This is a genomic window from Pseudoxanthomonas sp. YR558, from assembly GCF_900116385.1.
Lineage (GTDB): Bacteria > Pseudomonadota > Gammaproteobacteria > Xanthomonadales > Xanthomonadaceae > Pseudoxanthomonas_A.
Map to the genome: position 1 here is coordinate 924,279 of NZ_FPCI01000002.1, position 17,627 is coordinate 941,905.

The 17,627-nt window shown below is 66.6% G+C and carries 13 protein-coding genes; 9 read left to right on the plus strand and 4 right to left on the minus strand.

Going from position 1 to position 17,627, the window contains the following annotated elements; genetic code table 11:
* Positions 1–32 precede the first annotated feature (32 nt).
* Together BM365_RS15915 and BM365_RS15920 are read left to right on the plus strand one after the other, a co-directional pair.
* Positions 33–1,619: a sulfotransferase gene (locus tag BM365_RS15915; RefSeq protein ID WP_093490456.1), complete on the plus strand. Its 1,587-nt coding sequence runs from the start codon at positions 33–35 to the stop codon at positions 1,617–1,619.
* On the plus strand, positions 1,609–3,180 hold the full coding sequence (locus tag BM365_RS15920; protein ID WP_093490457.1) for a tetratricopeptide repeat-containing sulfotransferase family protein: 1,572 nt from the start codon (positions 1,609–1,611) through the stop codon (positions 3,178–3,180). The genes BM365_RS15915 and BM365_RS15920 overlap by 11 nt, the downstream gene beginning before the upstream one ends.
* A gap of 50 nt (positions 3,181–3,230) precedes the next feature.
* On the opposite strand, the gene BM365_RS15925 is transcribed toward BM365_RS15920, so the two are convergent.
* The 3 genes from BM365_RS15925 to rpsB all read right to left on the minus strand — a co-directional run bounded on the left by BM365_RS15925 (position 3,231) and on the right by rpsB (position 6,743).
* Entirely contained in the window at positions 3,231–4,724 is a 1,494-nt protein-coding gene (locus BM365_RS15925) for a GGDEF domain-containing protein (RefSeq protein ID WP_093490458.1), read from the minus strand.
* Between the two features lie 208 nt (positions 4,725–4,932).
* The gene (tsf, locus tag BM365_RS15930; RefSeq protein WP_093490459.1) at positions 4,933–5,811 is read right to left on the minus strand and encodes a translation elongation factor Ts; all 879 of its coding nucleotides are present in this window, start codon (positions 5,809–5,811) and stop codon (positions 4,933–4,935) included.
* Between the two features lie 128 nt (positions 5,812–5,939).
* Positions 5,940–6,743, minus strand: coding sequence for a 30S ribosomal protein S2 (gene rpsB, locus BM365_RS15935; protein WP_056878324.1), 804 nt, complete (start codon positions 6,741–6,743; stop codon positions 5,940–5,942).
* A gap of 317 nt (positions 6,744–7,060) precedes the next feature.
* Here rpsB and map point away from each other — a divergent pair, with 317 nt between their 5' ends.
* The 7 genes from map (at position 7,061) to BM365_RS15970 (ending at position 15,182) form a co-directional block, all read left to right on the plus strand.
* Positions 7,061–7,837: a type I methionyl aminopeptidase gene (gene map, locus BM365_RS15940; RefSeq protein WP_093490460.1), complete on the plus strand. Its 777-nt coding sequence runs from the start codon at positions 7,061–7,063 to the stop codon at positions 7,835–7,837.
* Between the two features lie 44 nt (positions 7,838–7,881).
* Positions 7,882–10,476, plus strand: a complete 2,595-nt coding sequence (gene glnD / locus BM365_RS15945; protein ID WP_093490837.1) for a [protein-PII] uridylyltransferase — start codon at positions 7,882–7,884, stop codon at positions 10,474–10,476.
* Complete coding sequence (gene dapD / locus BM365_RS15950) at positions 10,358–11,350, plus strand: 2,3,4,5-tetrahydropyridine-2,6-dicarboxylate N-succinyltransferase (RefSeq protein ID WP_233210833.1); 993 nt, start codon at positions 10,358–10,360, stop codon at positions 11,348–11,350. The genes glnD and dapD overlap by 119 nt, the downstream gene beginning before the upstream one ends.
* 3 nt (positions 11,351–11,353) lie before the next feature.
* Entirely contained in the window at positions 11,354–11,716 is a 363-nt protein-coding gene (locus BM365_RS15955) for a Spx/MgsR family RNA polymerase-binding regulatory protein (RefSeq protein ID WP_093490462.1), read from the plus strand.
* A complete protein-coding gene (gene dapE / locus BM365_RS15960) occupies positions 11,713–12,855 on the plus strand; it encodes a succinyl-diaminopimelate desuccinylase (RefSeq protein ID WP_093490463.1) in 1,143 nt (380 codons plus the stop codon). Before BM365_RS15955 ends, dapE begins: the two co-directional genes overlap by 4 nt.
* 258 nt (positions 12,856–13,113) lie before the next feature.
* The gene (asnB, locus tag BM365_RS15965) at positions 13,114–14,817 is read left to right on the plus strand and encodes an asparagine synthase B (RefSeq protein WP_093490464.1); all 1,704 of its coding nucleotides are present in this window, start codon (positions 13,114–13,116) and stop codon (positions 14,815–14,817) included.
* Positions 14,814–15,182, plus strand: coding sequence for a nuclear transport factor 2 family protein (locus BM365_RS15970; RefSeq protein ID WP_093490465.1), 369 nt, complete (start codon positions 14,814–14,816; stop codon positions 15,180–15,182). Before asnB ends, BM365_RS15970 begins: the two co-directional genes overlap by 4 nt.
* On the opposite strand, the gene BM365_RS15975 is transcribed toward BM365_RS15970, so the two are convergent.
* Positions 15,170–17,569: a penicillin acylase family protein gene (locus tag BM365_RS15975; RefSeq protein ID WP_093490466.1), complete on the minus strand. Its 2,400-nt coding sequence runs from the start codon at positions 17,567–17,569 to the stop codon at positions 15,170–15,172. The two genes, BM365_RS15970 and BM365_RS15975, sit on opposite strands and share 13 nt — an antisense overlap.
* Positions 17,570–17,627: the final 58 nt, after the last annotated feature.

The following is a 17,627-nucleotide window of genomic DNA, read 5'->3' on the forward strand; positions in this document are numbered from 1 at the left end:
ATGCTTGGCCAAACCCCACCCCGATTGCGACCATGAACGAAGTGCTGCAGCGCCACTGGAATGAGGCGAGCCGCCATGAAGCAGCAGCGGATCAGGCGGCGGCCCGCGCGTGCTATGAGGCGATGCTGGCGATCGAGCCCAAGCTGGTAGCACCACACCTGCGACTCTCACGGCTTGCGCAGATCGCGGATCGTTACGTCGACGCTCGCCGCCATGCGCTGCAGGCCGCGGTGATCTGCGCTGAAACGCAGGACGCAAGAAGCGTGGGCTTCGTAAGCCTGCGATTGTTGGCGTTTGCCGAGGATGGGGAGATCGTTCGCCTCATCCGATCCATGGACTGGTCCAATCGTGACGTCCTGCAGCAGGCGGCAGTGCTCGCGCAGCATCTTTGGTTGGTCAATCAGCACGACTTGGCGCTTGAGTTCCTGACGCATGTCGGGGCACGCGTCAAACCCAATGCGCTCCTGTGCTACACGCGCGCCAACGTACTCAGGTCGTTGGGCAAGCTGGACGAGGCTGCCGAGCATTACGAGTACGCCTTGCGGCTCAGTCCGAACGACGCTTACGTCCATCGAACGCTGGCGTACCACCAAACCTCCAAACCCGCGGGCATCCGCGTGCCGAGGGTCGTCGCGGCGCGCCCGCAGCATGCCGACGGCTCTCCCGAGAGCGCCCAACTGCTGTACGCCTTGTTCAAGGAGCTCGATGCGGCGGATCAGACGGCCGGCGCGTGGGACGCGCTGAAGGAAGGCGCGGCCATGGTTCGTCGTACGCTGCGGCATGACCGGGATGAGGAGGCGCGGGGCTTCGAAAGGCTGCTGCGTCAGGATCCATGGGCGGCGTTGCCGCCGTCGGCGACTGAGTCGGAAGGCGCCATCCCGATCTTCATCGTTGGCTTGCCGCGGACGGGCACGACGTTGCTGGATCGGGTGCTCGACAATCATCCCGAGGTGGTGTCGCTGGGCGAACGCAACGACCTGGATGCTGCCGTCAGCGAAGTCTCCGACCATTTCTTCAAGGGTGGCCTGAAAGAGTTGCGGTGGGACAAGGTGCAGGCGGCCGATCCGGCCCAGATCGGCGCGCGCTATCTGGAACGCTTGGCGCCGATGGTCGCGGGGCGCCGCTATTTCATCGACAAGAATCCACAGAATTTCTTCAATGTCGGGTTGATATTGCGGGCGCTTCCGCAGGCGCGCATCCTCTGCGTCCGGCGCGACCCCATGGATGCATGCTTCTCGAACCTGAAGGAATTGTTCGAGGGCGGCGCCTACCCGTACAGCTACGCTCTTGAGGATCTGGCCGCCCATCATCGGGGATTCGAAAAATTGATGGCGCACTGGAAGCAACGCGCACCCGGAGCGGTACACATCCTGGATTACGAAGCCATGGTGCAGACCGGAGATGATGCGCTGCGCGATGTGCTCGCGTTCTGTGGGCTGTCGCCCGTCGACGGAATGCTCGACATCACCGCGAATGCGTCGCCGGTGTCGACGGCGAGCAGTTCACAGGTTCGGTCGCCCATACACGGTCGCGGCATCGGCGCATGGAAACGTTATGCGCCGCAGTTGGAGCCTCTGCGGCTGATGTTGGAAGCGCAAAGGATCGAGAATGCAGGTTGAGTCGACATCCAGTCGCGTGGCCGCGCTGACGGCGCGGGCGCAGGCCCATGCCGTTGCCAAGGACTTCAGGCAGGCGATCGAGTGCTACCTGCGGGCGCGGGAGCTTTCCCCCGGCGATCCGGACATTCTGTTGCAGTTGTCCTACATCGAGTCGCTTTCAGGGAATTATCGGGCTGCGCATGGCTATGTACTGCAGGCCAGCAAGCTTCATGCGGAGCGCGCCGATGTTCTGAAGGAATTACTGGCGCGATTGCGCACCTTCAATGAAATCCCGGCGATGCTGGCATGCATCGAACGCATGTCGCCCATCTCCCGTATCCCGATCCCCTCGCTGATTACCATCGCTGCGCAGCTGACCTACGCAGGGTTGCCGCAGCGGGCGATCGTCTTCCTCGACGAAGCGCGGCGAGGGGATCCCGACTACCCTCCGACGCTCTTGTCACGGGCCCACGTGTTGATGTTCCTGGGGCGCTTCGCCGAAGCCGCGGATGACATCGCGCGGACGATCGCACGCGCGCCGCGGATCGCGCAGGCGTACTGGCTGCGATCGCAGGTCCGGAAACAGGCCGGTAGCGAGGATCATCTCGCGCAGATCGAGGCGCAACTCCGGGCACCCCAGCGCACCGCGCAGGATCGTGCATTGCTGGCTTTCGCGCTGCACAAGGAGTTGGACGATCTTGGCCGGCACGACGAGGCATGGAACGCCCTTCGGGAAGGCTGTGCCAGCAAGCGCTCGTCGCTGCGCTACGACGCGGCGCGGTCGCGGGAGGTGTTCGAGCGGTTGCTGCGGTTCGAGCCCGGTATTTTCCCGGTTGAAGAGTCGTCGCAGGTCCATGCCACGCCCGTCTTCATCGTGGGCATGCATCGTTCCGGCACCACGTTGCTCGAGCAGCTGCTCGACGGGCATTCCGAGGTACGAGGTCTGGGTGAGCTCTACGATTTCACCAGCGCGATGCGCCATGCCACCGATCATCATTGCGCCGGCGTGATCGATCCGGATATTGTCGAACGCGCAGCGGCCGTCGACCTGTCCTCAGTGGGGAGGCGCTATCTGGAGGGCATCGCGTGGCGGCTGTCGGGCGAACGCTACTTCACCGACAAGCTGCCCTCGAACTTCCTCAACGCGGGATTCATCTGCGAAGCCTTGCCGCAGGCAAAGATCCTGCACATGGTCCGCGATCCCATGGAAACCTGCTTCTCGAACCTGCGGGAACTGTTCTCCGACGCAAACCCCTACAGCTACGACCAGCTCGAGCTTGCCGACTTCTACCTGCACTACCGCGAGCTGATGGCCCACTGGCATGTACGTTATCCAGGAAGGATCTTGGACGTGGACTACGCGGAGCTCACGCGCGACCCCGAGCAGGTGGTCCGGCGGGTCTGCGATTTCATCGGCGTTGCGTTCGAGCCCGGAATGCTGGGCATGCAGTCGCGGACGCGCGGCATCGTCACGGCCAGCGCCGTGCAGGTGCGCGATCGCATCCAGGTGCAGGAGACCCCGAAATGGCGCGCTTACGAACGGCACCTCATGCCGTTGCGGGAACGGCTCGGCAGGGGGTGAGCGATCGTCGGATCGCCTGAAGCGTGGTCGGGTGGCCCGATGCAGGCGCCTCAGGGGCCGACCGCACCCACCGAGACGCGATTGCGCCCTTCGCGCTTGGCGCCGTAAAGCGCTTCGTCGGCCGCGCGCAGTAGGTCGTCGACGTGGCGGAACTGTTCCAGCGTGCCCTGCGTGGCCAATCCGGCCGAGAAGGTCACGTGTAGCGGCTGGCCGCTGACTTCGGCCATGGCCGAGCCGGAGACCTCCGACAGAATGCGGCGCACGACCAGGGCCGCAGCCTCCTCTCCGATGCCCGGGAGCACCACCAGGAATTCCTCGCCGCCGTAACGGGCGACGATGTCGCTGCTGCGCACCCGCCGCATCAGCACCTTGGCGAAGTTGCGCAGGACTTCGTCGCCGACCAGGTGGCCCCAGCGGTCGTTCACCTGCTTGAAATCATCGAGGTCGATGAAGGCGATCGATAGCGGCCAGCCGTGGCGCGTGGCGGCCTCGAACTCCTTCTCCAGCACTTCTTCCAATTGACTGCGGTTGTAGGCGCCCGTCAACGGGTCGCGGCGCACTTCCTCGGCGAGACGGCGCGCGCGGTCTTCGTGTTCGTCGGCTTCCTTCCGTGCCCGCGCGGCTTCCTGGATCTCGCGCAGGTTGCGCACCACCAGCAGTTCTCGCGCCTGGTCCAAGAGCGCCTGGATGCGCGCGGGCGGCGCGGGCGGCACATCGAACATCGCGCAGACCTCGGGCAGGGCGGCCACCATCTCTTCGGTCAGGGCGAGGAACGCGGCGTAATCCAACCCGAGGCGGGTGGCCGCGTGCAACGCCGCGTCGCGATGCGCGGCTTCGGTGCGCGCGGCGTCGTCGGCCGCCAGCCAGATGTCGGCGATGTGGCCCGATACCGCGACGCAGGCGTTGAAGCCGGTATCGGAGGCGGGGTGCTCGCTCTCGATGATCGCCTCACGCAACAGCGCTGGCAGATTCCATTGGCGCGCCAACCAGCCGCCGACGGTGGCGTGGTCGCATCCTAGCAAGTCGCGCTCGGCGGCGATCAGCGCCGCGTTGTCCTCGGCGTTCTCCACCAGGCGTGCGTAATCCTCGCCCAGCACTTCAAGCAAGGCCAGCATGCCGATGTCCTGCAGCAGGCCGGCCAGCATGAGCTCTTCGGCTTTGCGGATGCCCGCATGTTGGCCGAGCAGACGGCTGGCCAGTGCGGCGATCACGCTGCGGCGCCAGACGCGCGCTTGCGCCAACGGATGGCTGCCGCTACCACAACGCGCCAGCGAGAAACCGAGTGCGAGCGTCAGCGTCGCGTTGAGGCCGAGCACCGTCAGCGCCTGCGACAGGTTCTCCACGCGACGACGGCTTGCGTACAGCGGCGAGTTCGCGATGCGCAGCATGCGGGCGCTCAGCGCAGCATCCAGACCGATCGCGTCGGCCGCGGTCGCCATCACGACCTCGGGGTCCTGCGCGAGCTCGATGATGCGCAATGCCACACCCGGCGGGCTAGGCAGGTTGCGGCAATTCAGGAGCTGGGCTTCGAGTTCGGGACGCATCCGGGTGCGCACTGCGTTGAAAGGAGTTGCCGGCAGCATGCCAGCAAAGCGTGACGAAGTGTCACCTTTGTAACCAGTTTCGGCGCAGGAAGGACAAACTTTAGCGACGCGCGACGAACGGTCGCGGCCATCAGGGGAGACGTTCTCGGAAAACAAAAAAGCCGCGGTTCCCCGCGGCTTTCTTGCATGCGACAGGTTTGGCGATGGCTTACGCCAGGCCGGCCTGCTTCATCACTTCGGCGGCGTAATCTTCCACCACCTTCTCGATGCCTTCGCCGACCACCAGGCGCTGGAAGCCGATCACGTCGGCGCCGGCGGCCTTGACCACCTGCTCGACCGACTTGTCGCTGTCCAGCACGTACGGCTGGCCGTACAGGGTGACTTCGTTGACGATCTTGTTGATCTTGCCGGAGATGATCTTCTCCAGGATGTCGGCCGGCTTGGCCTTGTCCTTGTCGGACATCTTGGCCAGCTCGATTTCCTTTTCCTTCGCCACGAACTCGGCCGGCACGTCGGAGGCCTTGTTGTGCGGGGGGTTCATCGCGGCGATGTGCATCGCCAGGCCGCGGGCCAGGTCGGCGTCGCCACCCTTGACCTCGACCAGCACGCCGATCTTGCCGCCGTGCACGTAGGCCGCGACGCTGTTGGTGCTGTCGATGGCGACCAGACGACGGATCTGCATGTTCTCGCCCAGCTTGGCGATGGCTGCGGCGCGGGCTTCTTCCACCGTCTCGCCGGAGGCCAGCTTGGCGCTCTTCAGCGCATCGGCATCGGCGGCGCCGGACGTCAGCGCAGCCTGCGCGATCGCGTCCGTGAAGGCGATGAAGTTGCTGTCCTTGGCGACGAAGTCGGTCTCGGAGTTGATCTCGACCAGCACGGCCTTGCCGCCGTCCTGGGCCACGGCGATGCGGCCTTCGGCGGTGACGCGGTCGGCCTTCTTGTCGGCCTTGGCCAGGCCGGACTTGCGCAGCCACTCGGCGGCGGCGTCGATGTCGGCCTTGTTCTCGGTGAGTGCCTTCTTGCACTCCATCATGCCGGCGCCGGTGCGCTCGCGCAGTTCCTTGACCAGGGAAGCGGTGATTTCCACGGGATTACCTCGGTTAGCGAATTCGGTGGACGGTACGGATGCCGTCCTGTCGTATCCCGGTCGGCGCGAATCGCGCCGGACGGGAGGAAAGCCGCCGCGCAGCATGGCGCGGCGGCGTTGCAGCCGGATTACTCGGCAGCGGCTTCGTCGGACTTCTTGCCGGCGGCCTTCTTGGCCGGGGCGCGACGGGCACCCTTGTCGTCGCCGCCTTCAGCGAACTCTTCCTCGCGGACGGTCGCGGCGTTCGGCGACGCGGCCTTGCCTTCCAACACGGCGTCGGCGGCGGCACGGGCGTACAGCTGCACGGCGCGGATGGCGTCGTCGTTGCCGGGGATGGCGTAGTCGACCAGGGCCGGGTCGTAGTTGGAGTCGACCACCGCGATCACCGGGATGCCGAGCTTCTTGGCTTCCTTGATGGCGATGTCTTCATGGCCGATGTCGATGACGAACAGCGCGTCCGGCAGACGGTTCATGTCCTTGATGCCGCCCAGCGAGGCTTCCAGCTTGTCGCGCTCGCGGCGCAGGCCCAGCACTTCGTGCTTGACCAGCTTCTCGAAGGTGCCGTCGGTTTCGGCGGATTCCAGTTCCTTCAGGCGGGCGACCGACTTCTTCACGGTGGCGAAGTTGGTCAGCGTGCCGCCCAGCCAACGCTGGGTCATGTACGGCATGCCACAACGCACGGCCTCTTCCTTCACGGCTTCGCGCGCGCTGCGCTTGGTGCCCAGGAACAGCACGGTGCCGCGCTTCTGGGCAACGCCCGAGAGGAAGTTCATCGCGTCGTTGAACAGCGGAACGGTCTTCTCGAGGTTGATGATGTGGATCTTGCCGCGGGCACCGAAGATGTACGGCGCCATCTTGGGGTTCCAGTAGCGGGTCTGGTGGCCGAAATGGACGCCGGCTTCCAGCATCTGGCGCATGGTGACTTGGGGCATTGCTCTACTCCTGATAAGGAACCCGCCGCCAGGCAAAAGGAAGGCGGTGCCCGCGAGGGCAGGGTTCCGGGGTTGGGCCTCCCTGTCGCTTCCGTGACCGAACCCTTCTGGTGAAGGGCACCCCGGCACGGGCGGTGGCGACAGGTGTGGATTCGTCGGTGACGCCCGACGTGGGCGGTCCGGCCGGGCGTGCCCGGGCGCGAAGCCGCGGGATTATAGCCGTCATCGGCGGCTGGCCGCAAACCGAGGGCGGGCCGCGGAGGGGGCGGAAGTCCCGGGGCGTTCAGCTGGCGGGCCAAATGGGGGATAATCGGCCAATGGCCATCCAGCTGAAAACCCCCGAAGACCTCGCCCAGATGCGCATCGCCGGCCGGCTGGCCGCCGAGGTGCTCCAGGTGGTCGCCCCGCACGTGAAGCCGGGCGTGACCACCGCCGAACTCGACCGCATCTGCCACGATCACATCGTCAACGTGCAGAAGGCGATCCCGGCGAACGTGGGCTACAAGGGCTTCCCGGCCACCGTCTGCACCTCGGTCAACAACGTCATCTGCCACGGTATCCCCAGCGAAGGGAAGGTCCTCAAGGACGGCGACATCCTCAACATCGATGTCACCGTCATCAAGGACGGTTGGCACGGCGACACCAGCCGCATGTACGTCGTCGGCACCCCGTCCGTGATGGCGAAGCGCCTGGTGGACGTCACCCGCGAGGCCATGTTCCGCGGCATCCGTGCGGTGAAGCCGGGCGCCACCCTGGGCGACGTGGGTTACGCGATCCAGCAGTACGCGGAGGGCGAACGCTTCAGCGTGGTGCGTGAGTACTGCGGCCACGGCATCGGCAAGGTCTACCACGACGAACCGCAGGTGCTGCATTACGGCCGCTCGGGCGAAGGCGTGGTCCTGAAGCCGGGTATGACCTTCACCATCGAGCCGATGATCAACGAGGGCGCCCGCCATACCAAGGTACTGCCCGATGGTTGGACCGTGGTGACCAAGGACCGCAAGCTTTCGGCGCAGTGGGAGCACACGGTGGCGGTCACCGAGGATGGCGTCGAAATCCTGACCCGCGTGCCGGGCGACGACAACGACCTGTGAGCGTCCCGGTAGCCGCGAACGGACATGCGACGCGGCTTCCGGACATCGGCCCGGATGTCGCCGATGACGCGGCCTGGTCGGCCGCGGCCCGTATCTCGCTGGGTCACACCGATGCCCGCCTGGACAAGCGTTTCGACCAGGATGACGGCATGGACCGCATCTTGGCCTTGCGCGCGCGCGCGGTCGACCATCTTCTGAAAGACGCGTGGTTGCGCTGTATCCCGGAGAACGCGCCGATGGCCCTGTTCGCCGTGGGCGGTTACGGGCGCGGCGAACTGTTCCCGCAATCGGACGTCGACGTGCTCGTGCTGGCCGGTAGCGACGTGCAGCTGGCCCATCACGATGCGGTGGCGCGTTTCTTCGCGACGTTGTGGGATGCCGGCCTGCCGATCAGCCACAGCGTGCGTTCGGCGGTGGAATGCACTGCGGCTGCGGCCGCGGACCAGACCGTATTGACCGCGCTGATCGAAGAGCGCCTGATCGTCGGCGAGCCCGTCGACGAAGGTCTGCTGATCGATGCGATCGGCCCGGCCCGCGTGTGGCCGCCGCGCGATTTCTTCGTGGCCAAGCGCGAGGAACTGCGCATCCGCCACGCGCGTTTCGGCGATACCTCGGACAATCTCGAACCCAACATCAAGGATGGTCCGGGCGGTCTGCGCGACCTGCACACGCTGGGCTGGATGGCGCTGCGCACGTTCGGTGTGCGCGATCTCGAACCCTTGGTGGGCATGGGCCACCTGGGCCAGGACGAAGCCGTGGCGCTGGCGCGAGAACGCCGTGCATTGGGCCGCCTGCGTTATGGCCTGCATCGCGTGGCCGGGCGGGCGGAAGAGCGGTTGCGCTTCGATTACCAGAAGACCCTGGCCCAGCGGCTGGGGTTCGCCGACGACGCGGAAAATCTCGGCGTCGAGAAGATGATGCAGGGGTTCTACCGCAGCGCCGCCATCGTGCGCCGGATCAGCGATCGCCTGCTTCAGCGCTTCGAAGAGCAGTTCGACGGCGAAGCGCTGGCCGAACCGCTAGACGCGGACTTCGCCCTGCGTCGCGGCTACCTCGCCGCGCGCGACGCCGCTTGGCCGTCGGGCGATGCCTCGCAGGTTTTCGCGCTGTTCGCGGCGTGGGCCGCGAACCCGCAGGTGCGCGGGCTGCATTCGCGCACCGCGCGCGCACTGGCCGAGTCGTTGCCGAAGCTGTCGTCGTATCCACAGGCAGGGCGCAGTCAGCGCGATGCCTTCATGGCCCTGCTGCGCGGGCCGCGCGCGGTGGAAACGCTCACCCGCATGGCGCGGCTGGGCGTGCTGGGGCAGTGGATTCCTGCCTTCGCACGTGTCTCAGGACGCATGCAGTTCGACCTGTTCCACGTCTATACCGTCGACCAGCACACGCTGATGGTGCTGCGGAACATCGCCGCCTTCGCCGCCGGTCGCGCCGATGAGCGCTTCTCGATCGCGCACGAAGTGTGGCCGCGCCTGCGCAAGCCCGAGCTGCTGCTGCTGGCCGGGCTCTTCCACGATATCGCCAAAGGCCGGGGCGGCGATCACTCCGAACTTGGTGCGGTCGACGCGCGCGAGTTCTGTGCCGCGCATGCGCTCAGCGAATCCGACACCGACCTGGTGGCCTGGCTGGTGGAGCAGCATCTGCGCATGTCGGTGACCGCGCAGAAGCAGGACATCGCCGATCCCGACGTGATCCATGCGTTCGCCGCCTTGGTAAAGGACCGGGAGCGTCTCGACTATCTCTACCTGCTCACCTGCGCCGATATCGCGGGCACCAGCCCGAAGCTCTGGAATGCGTGGAAGGACCGACTGCTCGCCGACCTCTACTTCGCTGCGCGCCGCGTGCTGCGCGAAGGGCTCGAGAATCCGGTGGCCATGGAGGAGCGGCTCTTCGAAGCGCGCGGCAGCGTGCGCGCGCTCCTGGAAGTGCAGGGAATGACGGCGGCACAGGCCGACACCTTGTTCGCCACGATGCCGGAAGAGAGTTTCCTGCGCTTCCGGCCCGAGCAGCTGGCCTGGCAGGCCCATGCGATTCGCGGTGCGGCGTCGGGCGAGACCCGCGTGCGAGCACGTCGGATCGCCGACGATGCCGATGCGATGGAAGTGTTCGTTCATTCGCCGGATCGCGACGGTCTGTTCGCCGCCATCCTGGCCACGCTGGATCGCATGGGCTTCGCCATCCACCAGGCGCGTGTGCTGGTGGGGCCGCAGGGTGCCATCTTCGATACCTTCGAAGTGTTGCCGGCCGACACCTATGCGCCGCGCGACCCGGCCGACATCGAGCAGGGGCTTGGCGAAGCGCTGTCGCGACCGCTGGACAGCGTGCGCACGTCGCGCCGCGCCGTGCCGCGCCAGCTGAAGCATTTCCGGTTCGCGCCGCGCATCGAATTCGGCACCACGCCGGATGGTCGCCGCACGATCCTCGGCCTGGTCGCGCCCGATCGCCCCGGCCTGCTGTCCGACGTCGCCCAGGTGCTGCGCCGCCAGCGCCTGCGCGTGCACGACGCGCGCATCGCGACATTCGGTGAACGCGCCGAGGACGTATTCCAGATCACCGACGAACACGACCAGCCCCTTACCGACACCGTCGAACAGGATGCGCTGCGCGACGCGCTGCGCGCCGGCCTCGATACCCCCACCTGAGCAGAACCCAGCAGGACGTTTGATGACCCGCAAAGCCACCAAGACCGAAGAACTGAAATCCACCATCGAGAGCGCGTTCGAGCGCCGCGCCGAGCTGACGCCGGCCGAGATCGAGGGTTCCACCCGCACCGCCGTCGAACTGGCCATCGAAGGCCTGGAAGCCGGCAAGCTGCGCGTGGCCGAGCCGGATGGCAAGGGCGGCTGGAAGGTCAACGAGTGGCTGAAGAAAGCCGTGCTGCTGTATTTCCGGGTCAACGAGATGGAGCTGGTCGAGGCCTATCCCGCGCCGTTCTGGGACAAGGTCGAAGCGCGTTTCGGCGCGTTCGACGAGAACGACTTCCGCAAGCTGGGCGTGCGTGTCGTCCCGGGTGCTATCGCGCGCCGCGGTAGCTACTTCGGCAAGGACGTCGTGCTGATGCCGAGCTTCGTCAACATCGGCGCATACGTCGGCGAAGGCACCATGGTCGACACCTGGGCGACGGTGGGTTCGTGCGCCCAGATCGGCAAGCATTGCCACCTGTCCGGCGGCGCCGGCATCGGCGGCGTGCTGGAGCCGCTGCAGGCCAGCCCCACCATCATCGAAGACCATTGCTTCATCGGCGCGCGCTCGGAAGTCGTCGAGGGCGTGGTGGTCGGCCATCACAGCGTGATCGGCATGGGCGTGTTCATCGGCCAGTCCACCCGCATCTATAACCGCGCGACGAAGGAAATCACCTACGGCTACGTGCCGCCGGGCAGCGTGGTGGTGTCCGGCTCGCTGCCGGCCGCCGATGGTTCGCACTCGCTGTACTGCGCCGTGATCGTCAAGCAGGTCGACGAGAAGACGCGCAGCAAGACCAGCGTCAACGAACTGCTGCGCGGCCTGGCGGACTGATCGATGGCGACGACGCTTTATGGCCTGAAGAACTGCGACACCTGCAAGAAGGCGACGAAGTGGCTGGACCGCTTCGGCGTCGCATACGAATTCGTCGACTACCGCGACAACCGGCAGGCGCCGGAGACGCTGAGGGAATGGGCGGAGAAGGCGGGTGGCTGGGATGCGCTGATCAACAAGTCGTCGACGACGTGGCGGCAGTTGCCCGAGAACCGCAAGTCACCCGGTTCCGATGCGGAATGGAAGCTGTTGCTGAAGGAGTATCCGCAGCTGATCCGGCGTCCTGTGGTCGTCGGCGACGTGGCGGGCTTTTCACAGGGCTTCAGTGACAATGGCTTCAAGAAACTGTTCGGAGCCGGCACGTGAGTGACGTCGTTGAACTTTCCAGCGAACTGATCCGTCGCCATTCGGTCACGCCCGACGACGCCGGATGCCAGCAGGTACTAGCGACGCGGTTGAACCAGTGGGGATTCCACTGCGAGCACCTGCGTTTCGGCGATACCGACAACCTGTGGGCCACGCACGGCAGCGGCGAGCCCGTGCTGGTGCTGCTCGGACATACCGACGTGGTGCCGCCGGGGCCGCTCTCTGCCTGGACCAGCGATCCGTTCGTGCCGACCGTGCGCGATGGCGTGTTGTACGGGCGCGGTACGGCGGACATGAAATGCAGTGTGGCCGCGTGCACGATCGCGCTGGAGCGCTTCGTCGATGCGCATCCTGACCATCCGGGCACGGTCGCGCTGCTCGTCACCTCGGATGAAGAAGGCGATGCGCACGACGGCGTGAAGAAGGTGGCGGCGCTGTTCCGCGAGCGCGGCCAGCGGATCGACTGGTGCATTACCGGCGAGCCCTCATCCAAGGAAACGCTCGGTGACCTGCTGCGCGTCGGACGGCGCGGCACGCTGACCGGCACGCTCAGCGTGCATGGCGTGCAGGGCCACGTGGCCTATCCGCACAAGGCGCTCAATCCGATCCACAAGGCGCTGCCGGCGCTGGACGAACTCGCGGCGCGGCAATGGGACGAGGGCTACGAAACCTTTCCGCCGACCAGCCTGCAGATTTCCAACATCCACGCCGGCACCGGCGCCAGCAACGTCATCCCCGGCGAATTGCAGGTGGTGTTCAACCTGCGCTTCAACCCGTCATGGACGGCGGAGAAGCTGGAGCAGGAGATCGAAGCGATCTTCCGTAAGCACGGGCTGGAGTACAGCATCACGTGGTTACGTGGTGGCGAGCCTTTCTACACGCCCGAAGGCCATCTGCGGGCCACGGCGCGCGCGGTGCTCGGCGAGTTCGCCGGTGCGCCGCCGGAAGAGAGCACGGCAGGCGGCACCTCGGATGCCCGTTTCATCGCGCCCCTGGGCGCGGAGTGCATCGAGGTCGGTCCGGTCAATGCCAGCATCCACAAAGTCGACGAACATGTGCGGGTGACCGACCTGGAAGCCCTGCCGGGCCTTTACCAGGCCCTGGTGGAGCGTCTGATGCTGACCCGGCCCGCCCGCTGATGACGGCAAGCGAGCCGGTTCCCTTACGGATGAAACAGTTGCGCGGCCCCGCCGGGACCGGTTACGGTCGCCCCATGCCTTGCCGCGCCACCATCGCCAATAACCGCAACAACCTGCGCCCGAACAACGGGGCGCGGGCGATGCGGCTCTGCGACTAGGCAAAGAAAGACCTGCCGGATTCCAGAAACCCGCATCGCAAGATGCGGGTTTCTTCGTTTCAGGCCTCCGATTCCTAACCCCACCCAGGAGCTTCCACCCATGTGTTCCATCTTCGGCATCTTCGGGCTGCAGCCCGGCGACGACATCGCGGCGCTGCGACGGCAGTCCCTCGAGCTTTCCCAGAAGCAGCGCCACCGCGGGCCGGACTGGAGCGGCGTCTACCACGACGACGGTGCGATCCTGGTGCACGAACGGCTGGCCATCGTCGACCCGGCCGGCGGATCGCAACCGCTGCGCTCGGCCGATGGCACGCTGGTGCTGGCGGTCAATGGCGAGATCTACAACCACCGCGAGTTGAAAGCAGAGCTGGCGCAGGACTACGCCTTCCAGACCGGTTCGGACTGCGAGGTCATCAACGCGCTGTATCGCGAAGATACGCCGGCCGCCTTCCTCAACCGCCTCAACGGTATCTTCGCGTTCGCACTGTGGGACCGTGCGACGGGACGTGCGTTGATCGCACGCGATCCGATCGGCGTCTGCCCGCTGTACTGGGGCCATGATCGCGAAGGTCGCCTGTGCGTGGCCTCGGAGATGAAGGCGCTGGCGCCGATCTGCGCGGACGTGGCGCAGTTCCCGCCGGGTCACTACTACGACGCCGCCACGCGGGAATTGGTGAAGTACTACGAGAAGCCCTGGCGCGACTACCCCGCCGTCGAAGGCGTACAGGTGCGGAAAGAAGAACTGCGCGAAGCCTTCGAACGCGCCGTGCACCGGCAGCTGATGACCGACGTGCCGTACGGCGTGTTGCTCTCCGGCGGACTGGATTCGTCGCTGGTCGCGGCGGTCGCCGCGCGCTACGCACGCCATCGCATCGAGGACAACGACACGACGGAAGCGTGGTGGCCGCGCCTGCATTCCTTCGCCATCGGCCTGGACGGGTCGCCCGACCTGGCCGCGGCTGAAGTGGCGGCGAAGGCGCTGGGCACCGTGCACCACGGCTTCACCTACACGTTCCAGGAGGGGCTGGATGCGATCCCCGAGGTGATCCGCCATATCGAGACCTACGACGTCACCACCATTCGTGCGTCCACGCCGATGTACCTGTTGGCGCGGCGGATCAAGGCGATGGGGGTCAAGATGGTGTTGTCGGGCGAGGGCAGCGACGAAATCTTCGGCGGCTACCTGTATTTCCACAAGGCGCCGAACGCGCGGGAATTCCACGAAGAGTTGGTGCGCAAGCTGGACGCGCTGCACAACTACGACTGCCTGCGCGCCAACAAATCGATGATGGCGTGGGGCGTGGAGCCGCGCGTGCCGTTCTTGGACGTCGAATTCCTCGACGTGGCGATGAAGATGGATGCTGCACACAAGATGATCGACAAGACGAGCCAGGGCGCGAAGCGCATGGAGAAGGGCGTGCTGCGCGAGGCGTTCGATGGCTACTTGCCGGAATCGATCCTGTGGCGGCAGAAGGAGCAGTTCAGCGACGGCGTCGGCTATGGCTGGATCGACGGCTTGAAGGCGCACGCCGAAGCGCAGGTCAGCGATCGCGAACTGGCGGCGGCCGACAAGCGCTTCCCGGTGAATCCGCCGCAGACCAAGGAAGCCTATTTCTACCGCACGCTGTTCGAGCAGCACTACCCGGGCCAGGCTTGCGCCGAGACGGTGCCGGGCGGCAAGTCGATCGCGTGTTCGTCGCCGGCCGCCATCGCCTGGGACGCCAGCTTCGCGAAGATGGCCGATCCGTCCGGTCGTGCCGTCGCCGGCGTGCATGCGTCCGCGCTGCAGGCGGCGACGACATGACGCCGTCCGACGTCGTGCGCGAATGGGTCCGCCGCTTCAATGCGGCGGACGTCGACGGCTTGGCGGCGTTGTACGCCGAGGATGCCGTCAACCACCAGGTGGTGACCGATCCGCTGCATGGTCGCGAGGCGATCGCGAACTTGTTCCGCACCGAATTCGCGCGCGCGACGATGGTGTGCGAGGTGGAACAGATCCTCGAGGACGGCGAGTGGGCCGTCATGGAATGGCGCGATCCGCTCGGACTGCGCGGCTGCGGCTTCTTCCACGTGCGCGATGGCCGCATCGTGTTCCAGCGCGGCTACTTCGACCAGCTCAGCTTCTTCCGCCAGCAGGGGCTGGCGGTGCCGGATCACTATTTGGATTGAGCGTTGGCGGGCCGCAGCGTGAGCGTGTGGGTCGCTTCGCCCGGCAGGAAGGGCGTCGGCCTGCCGTGCACCCAATCGTCATGGCCCGCGCCCCAGAACGGCGACATCGGATGACCGCTCTGGCCGCCGGGCATGTGGATGATGCCGTCGGCCTCATGCCCCGGCGACACCACCATGCGTTCGGACGCACCGAACGCCGGGCCCTGCACGCGCGGCATGGCGCCGTCGCCGGCCAGCGGTTCGCCGGGCATGCATAGCCGCGGCTTGAGGAAGGCGGGCAGGGCGTTGGCCAGCGGATGGCAGATCTTCGCGGTGTTGCGCTCGCCCCAGCGACGCTCGGCGAGCGGTCCCTGTTGGGCAAGGTCGTCGCGCACTTCCTTCGCCGCGTCTTCCAGCAGCGCGTCCCAGGTCTGGTAGCGGCGCGACAGCAGATGGGCCGGGCGTTGTTCGAGCAACGGCCACACTACGCCTTCCAGCTGCGGCAGGTCGGGCATGATGAAGTCGTTGCCGAGTGCCGCCTGCGCGGGCGCGGTGAGACCGTCGGCGATGCGCGCATGCACGGCCAGGCGCCAGGCGCGGACCAGGCGGTAGCTCACCGAATCGATGCTCGCGGTGCCGTCCCAGGTCTTGCCGGCGTCGGCGAGAGCCTTCACGGCAGAATCTGCGGGCAGCTTCTTCGCTTCGTCCTGCAGTAGTGTCCACCAGCGCTGCAGGAAGAGCGCCCGATCGTCCAGCTGGATCGCCAGCAGGTCTTTCTCGGTGAAACGATCCTTCGCCATCAGGCCATCGCGGATCTGCTTGGCGCGTGCGCCCAGCGCATATCCGCCATCACCCACGCGGGCGAGGGCGGCGCCATCCAGCACGCGAGCGTTGGCGGTCCAGAGGCGATGGTTTTCCGGTGACGTCAGCACCGGGGAGAGTTGGAAGGAGAGATCCCACGGCTTGCAGGGCAAGGCCGCAGCGTCGGCAGGCGCGGTCGTCGCAATGCCATCGAGGGCATGCGTGCATGCACCCGCACGCGAAGGCAGCGGCCCGAGAATGCGCCAGGCGATGCGGCCGTTGCGGTCGGCGACGACCAGATTCTGCGCGGGCGTGGCGGTGCGCTGGGCCACGGCGAGGGCGGCGGACAGGTCGTCTGCACGCGCGAGTTCCGACAAGCCGAAGTTCAACGCACCCGGCTGCTGCGCCACCCAGCGCAGCGCAAGCGCGGGCCGATCGCCCTTCGCGGGGTGAACGATTGGCCCGAGGCGCGTATCGAGCACCTCGAACGCGACGTCGTCACCGCCGGCGACCTTGATGGTTTCGGCGTGGCGCTCCACGGCCTCGCAGCCTTCGGTCGTCTTGCCCTCGCACGGCACTACCGGATACCAGTCGGCCGTGTCCGCGTAGCTGTTGGTGAAGCCCCAGGCGACGCGTCCGTTGCTGCCGACGATGATTGCGGGCAAGCCGGGGAGACTGAAGCCGGACACATCGACCTTGCCGCCCGGCGCGTGCGGATCGGGGTAGCGCAGGCGCACGCGGAACCAGATGCCGGGCGCGCGCAGGCCCAGGTGCATGTCGTCGGCGACGATGGCGCGCCCATCGGCGGTCAGCGCGCCGGCGACCGCCCAGTTGTTGCTGCCGGGGGTCCCCTTGTCGGCCAAGCGCTGATGGGAATCCGTCTTCGGCATCGGCAGCGTGCGCAGGTCCACCTCGCTGGCATCGGGCAGCGTGGCGTTGCCGCGCTGCTCCCCGAAGAGGGGCGCGTCCCATTCGGTGCCGTCGTGCGCGAGCAGGGTGTAGAGGCCCTGCGGCACGTGCTGGCGGATCTGCCACAGGCCCAGCTCGCGCACGTTCTGCGCATCCTGCAGATCAAAGTACATCGCGTAGCCCGTCAGCGCGGAATCCAGCACTTCCCAGCGGCGCGGTTCCTGTCGCAACAGCAGGTAGGGCCACGGACGCGCGCGCAGATTGCCGAGACCGGCATTCACGCCGTCGGCATAGGCCTGCAACTGCGGCATGCGGTTGCCCGCGAACGCGTCCAGGTGGTCCGACACGCGTGCGCGGATGCGGTGTACGCGACGTTCCTTGTCCAGGTCGATGGCGATGGGGCCGAACAGCTCCGCCAGCTCGCCCGCCGAGCTGCGGCGCATCAGGTCCATTTCGAAGTAGCGTTCCTGCGCGTGCACGTAGCCGAGCGCGCGGACCGCATCGGTCTCGCTGGCCGCGTCGATGGTTACCACGCCCAATGCGTCGCGCTGCACGCTGGCCGGTGCGGACAGCCCGGCCAGCCCCGACTCGCCGTCCAGGCGCGGCAGGCTTCCCCGCAGCATCCACCATGCGATCAGTACCACCACGACGATCAGGGCCAACAGCAGCAGCGCGATGCGCCGGGTCCACTTCAGCATTGCGGGTCCTGAGGGTAGGGGCGGGCGGGCCGATTATTCCACGGAAGCGTTGACCGTC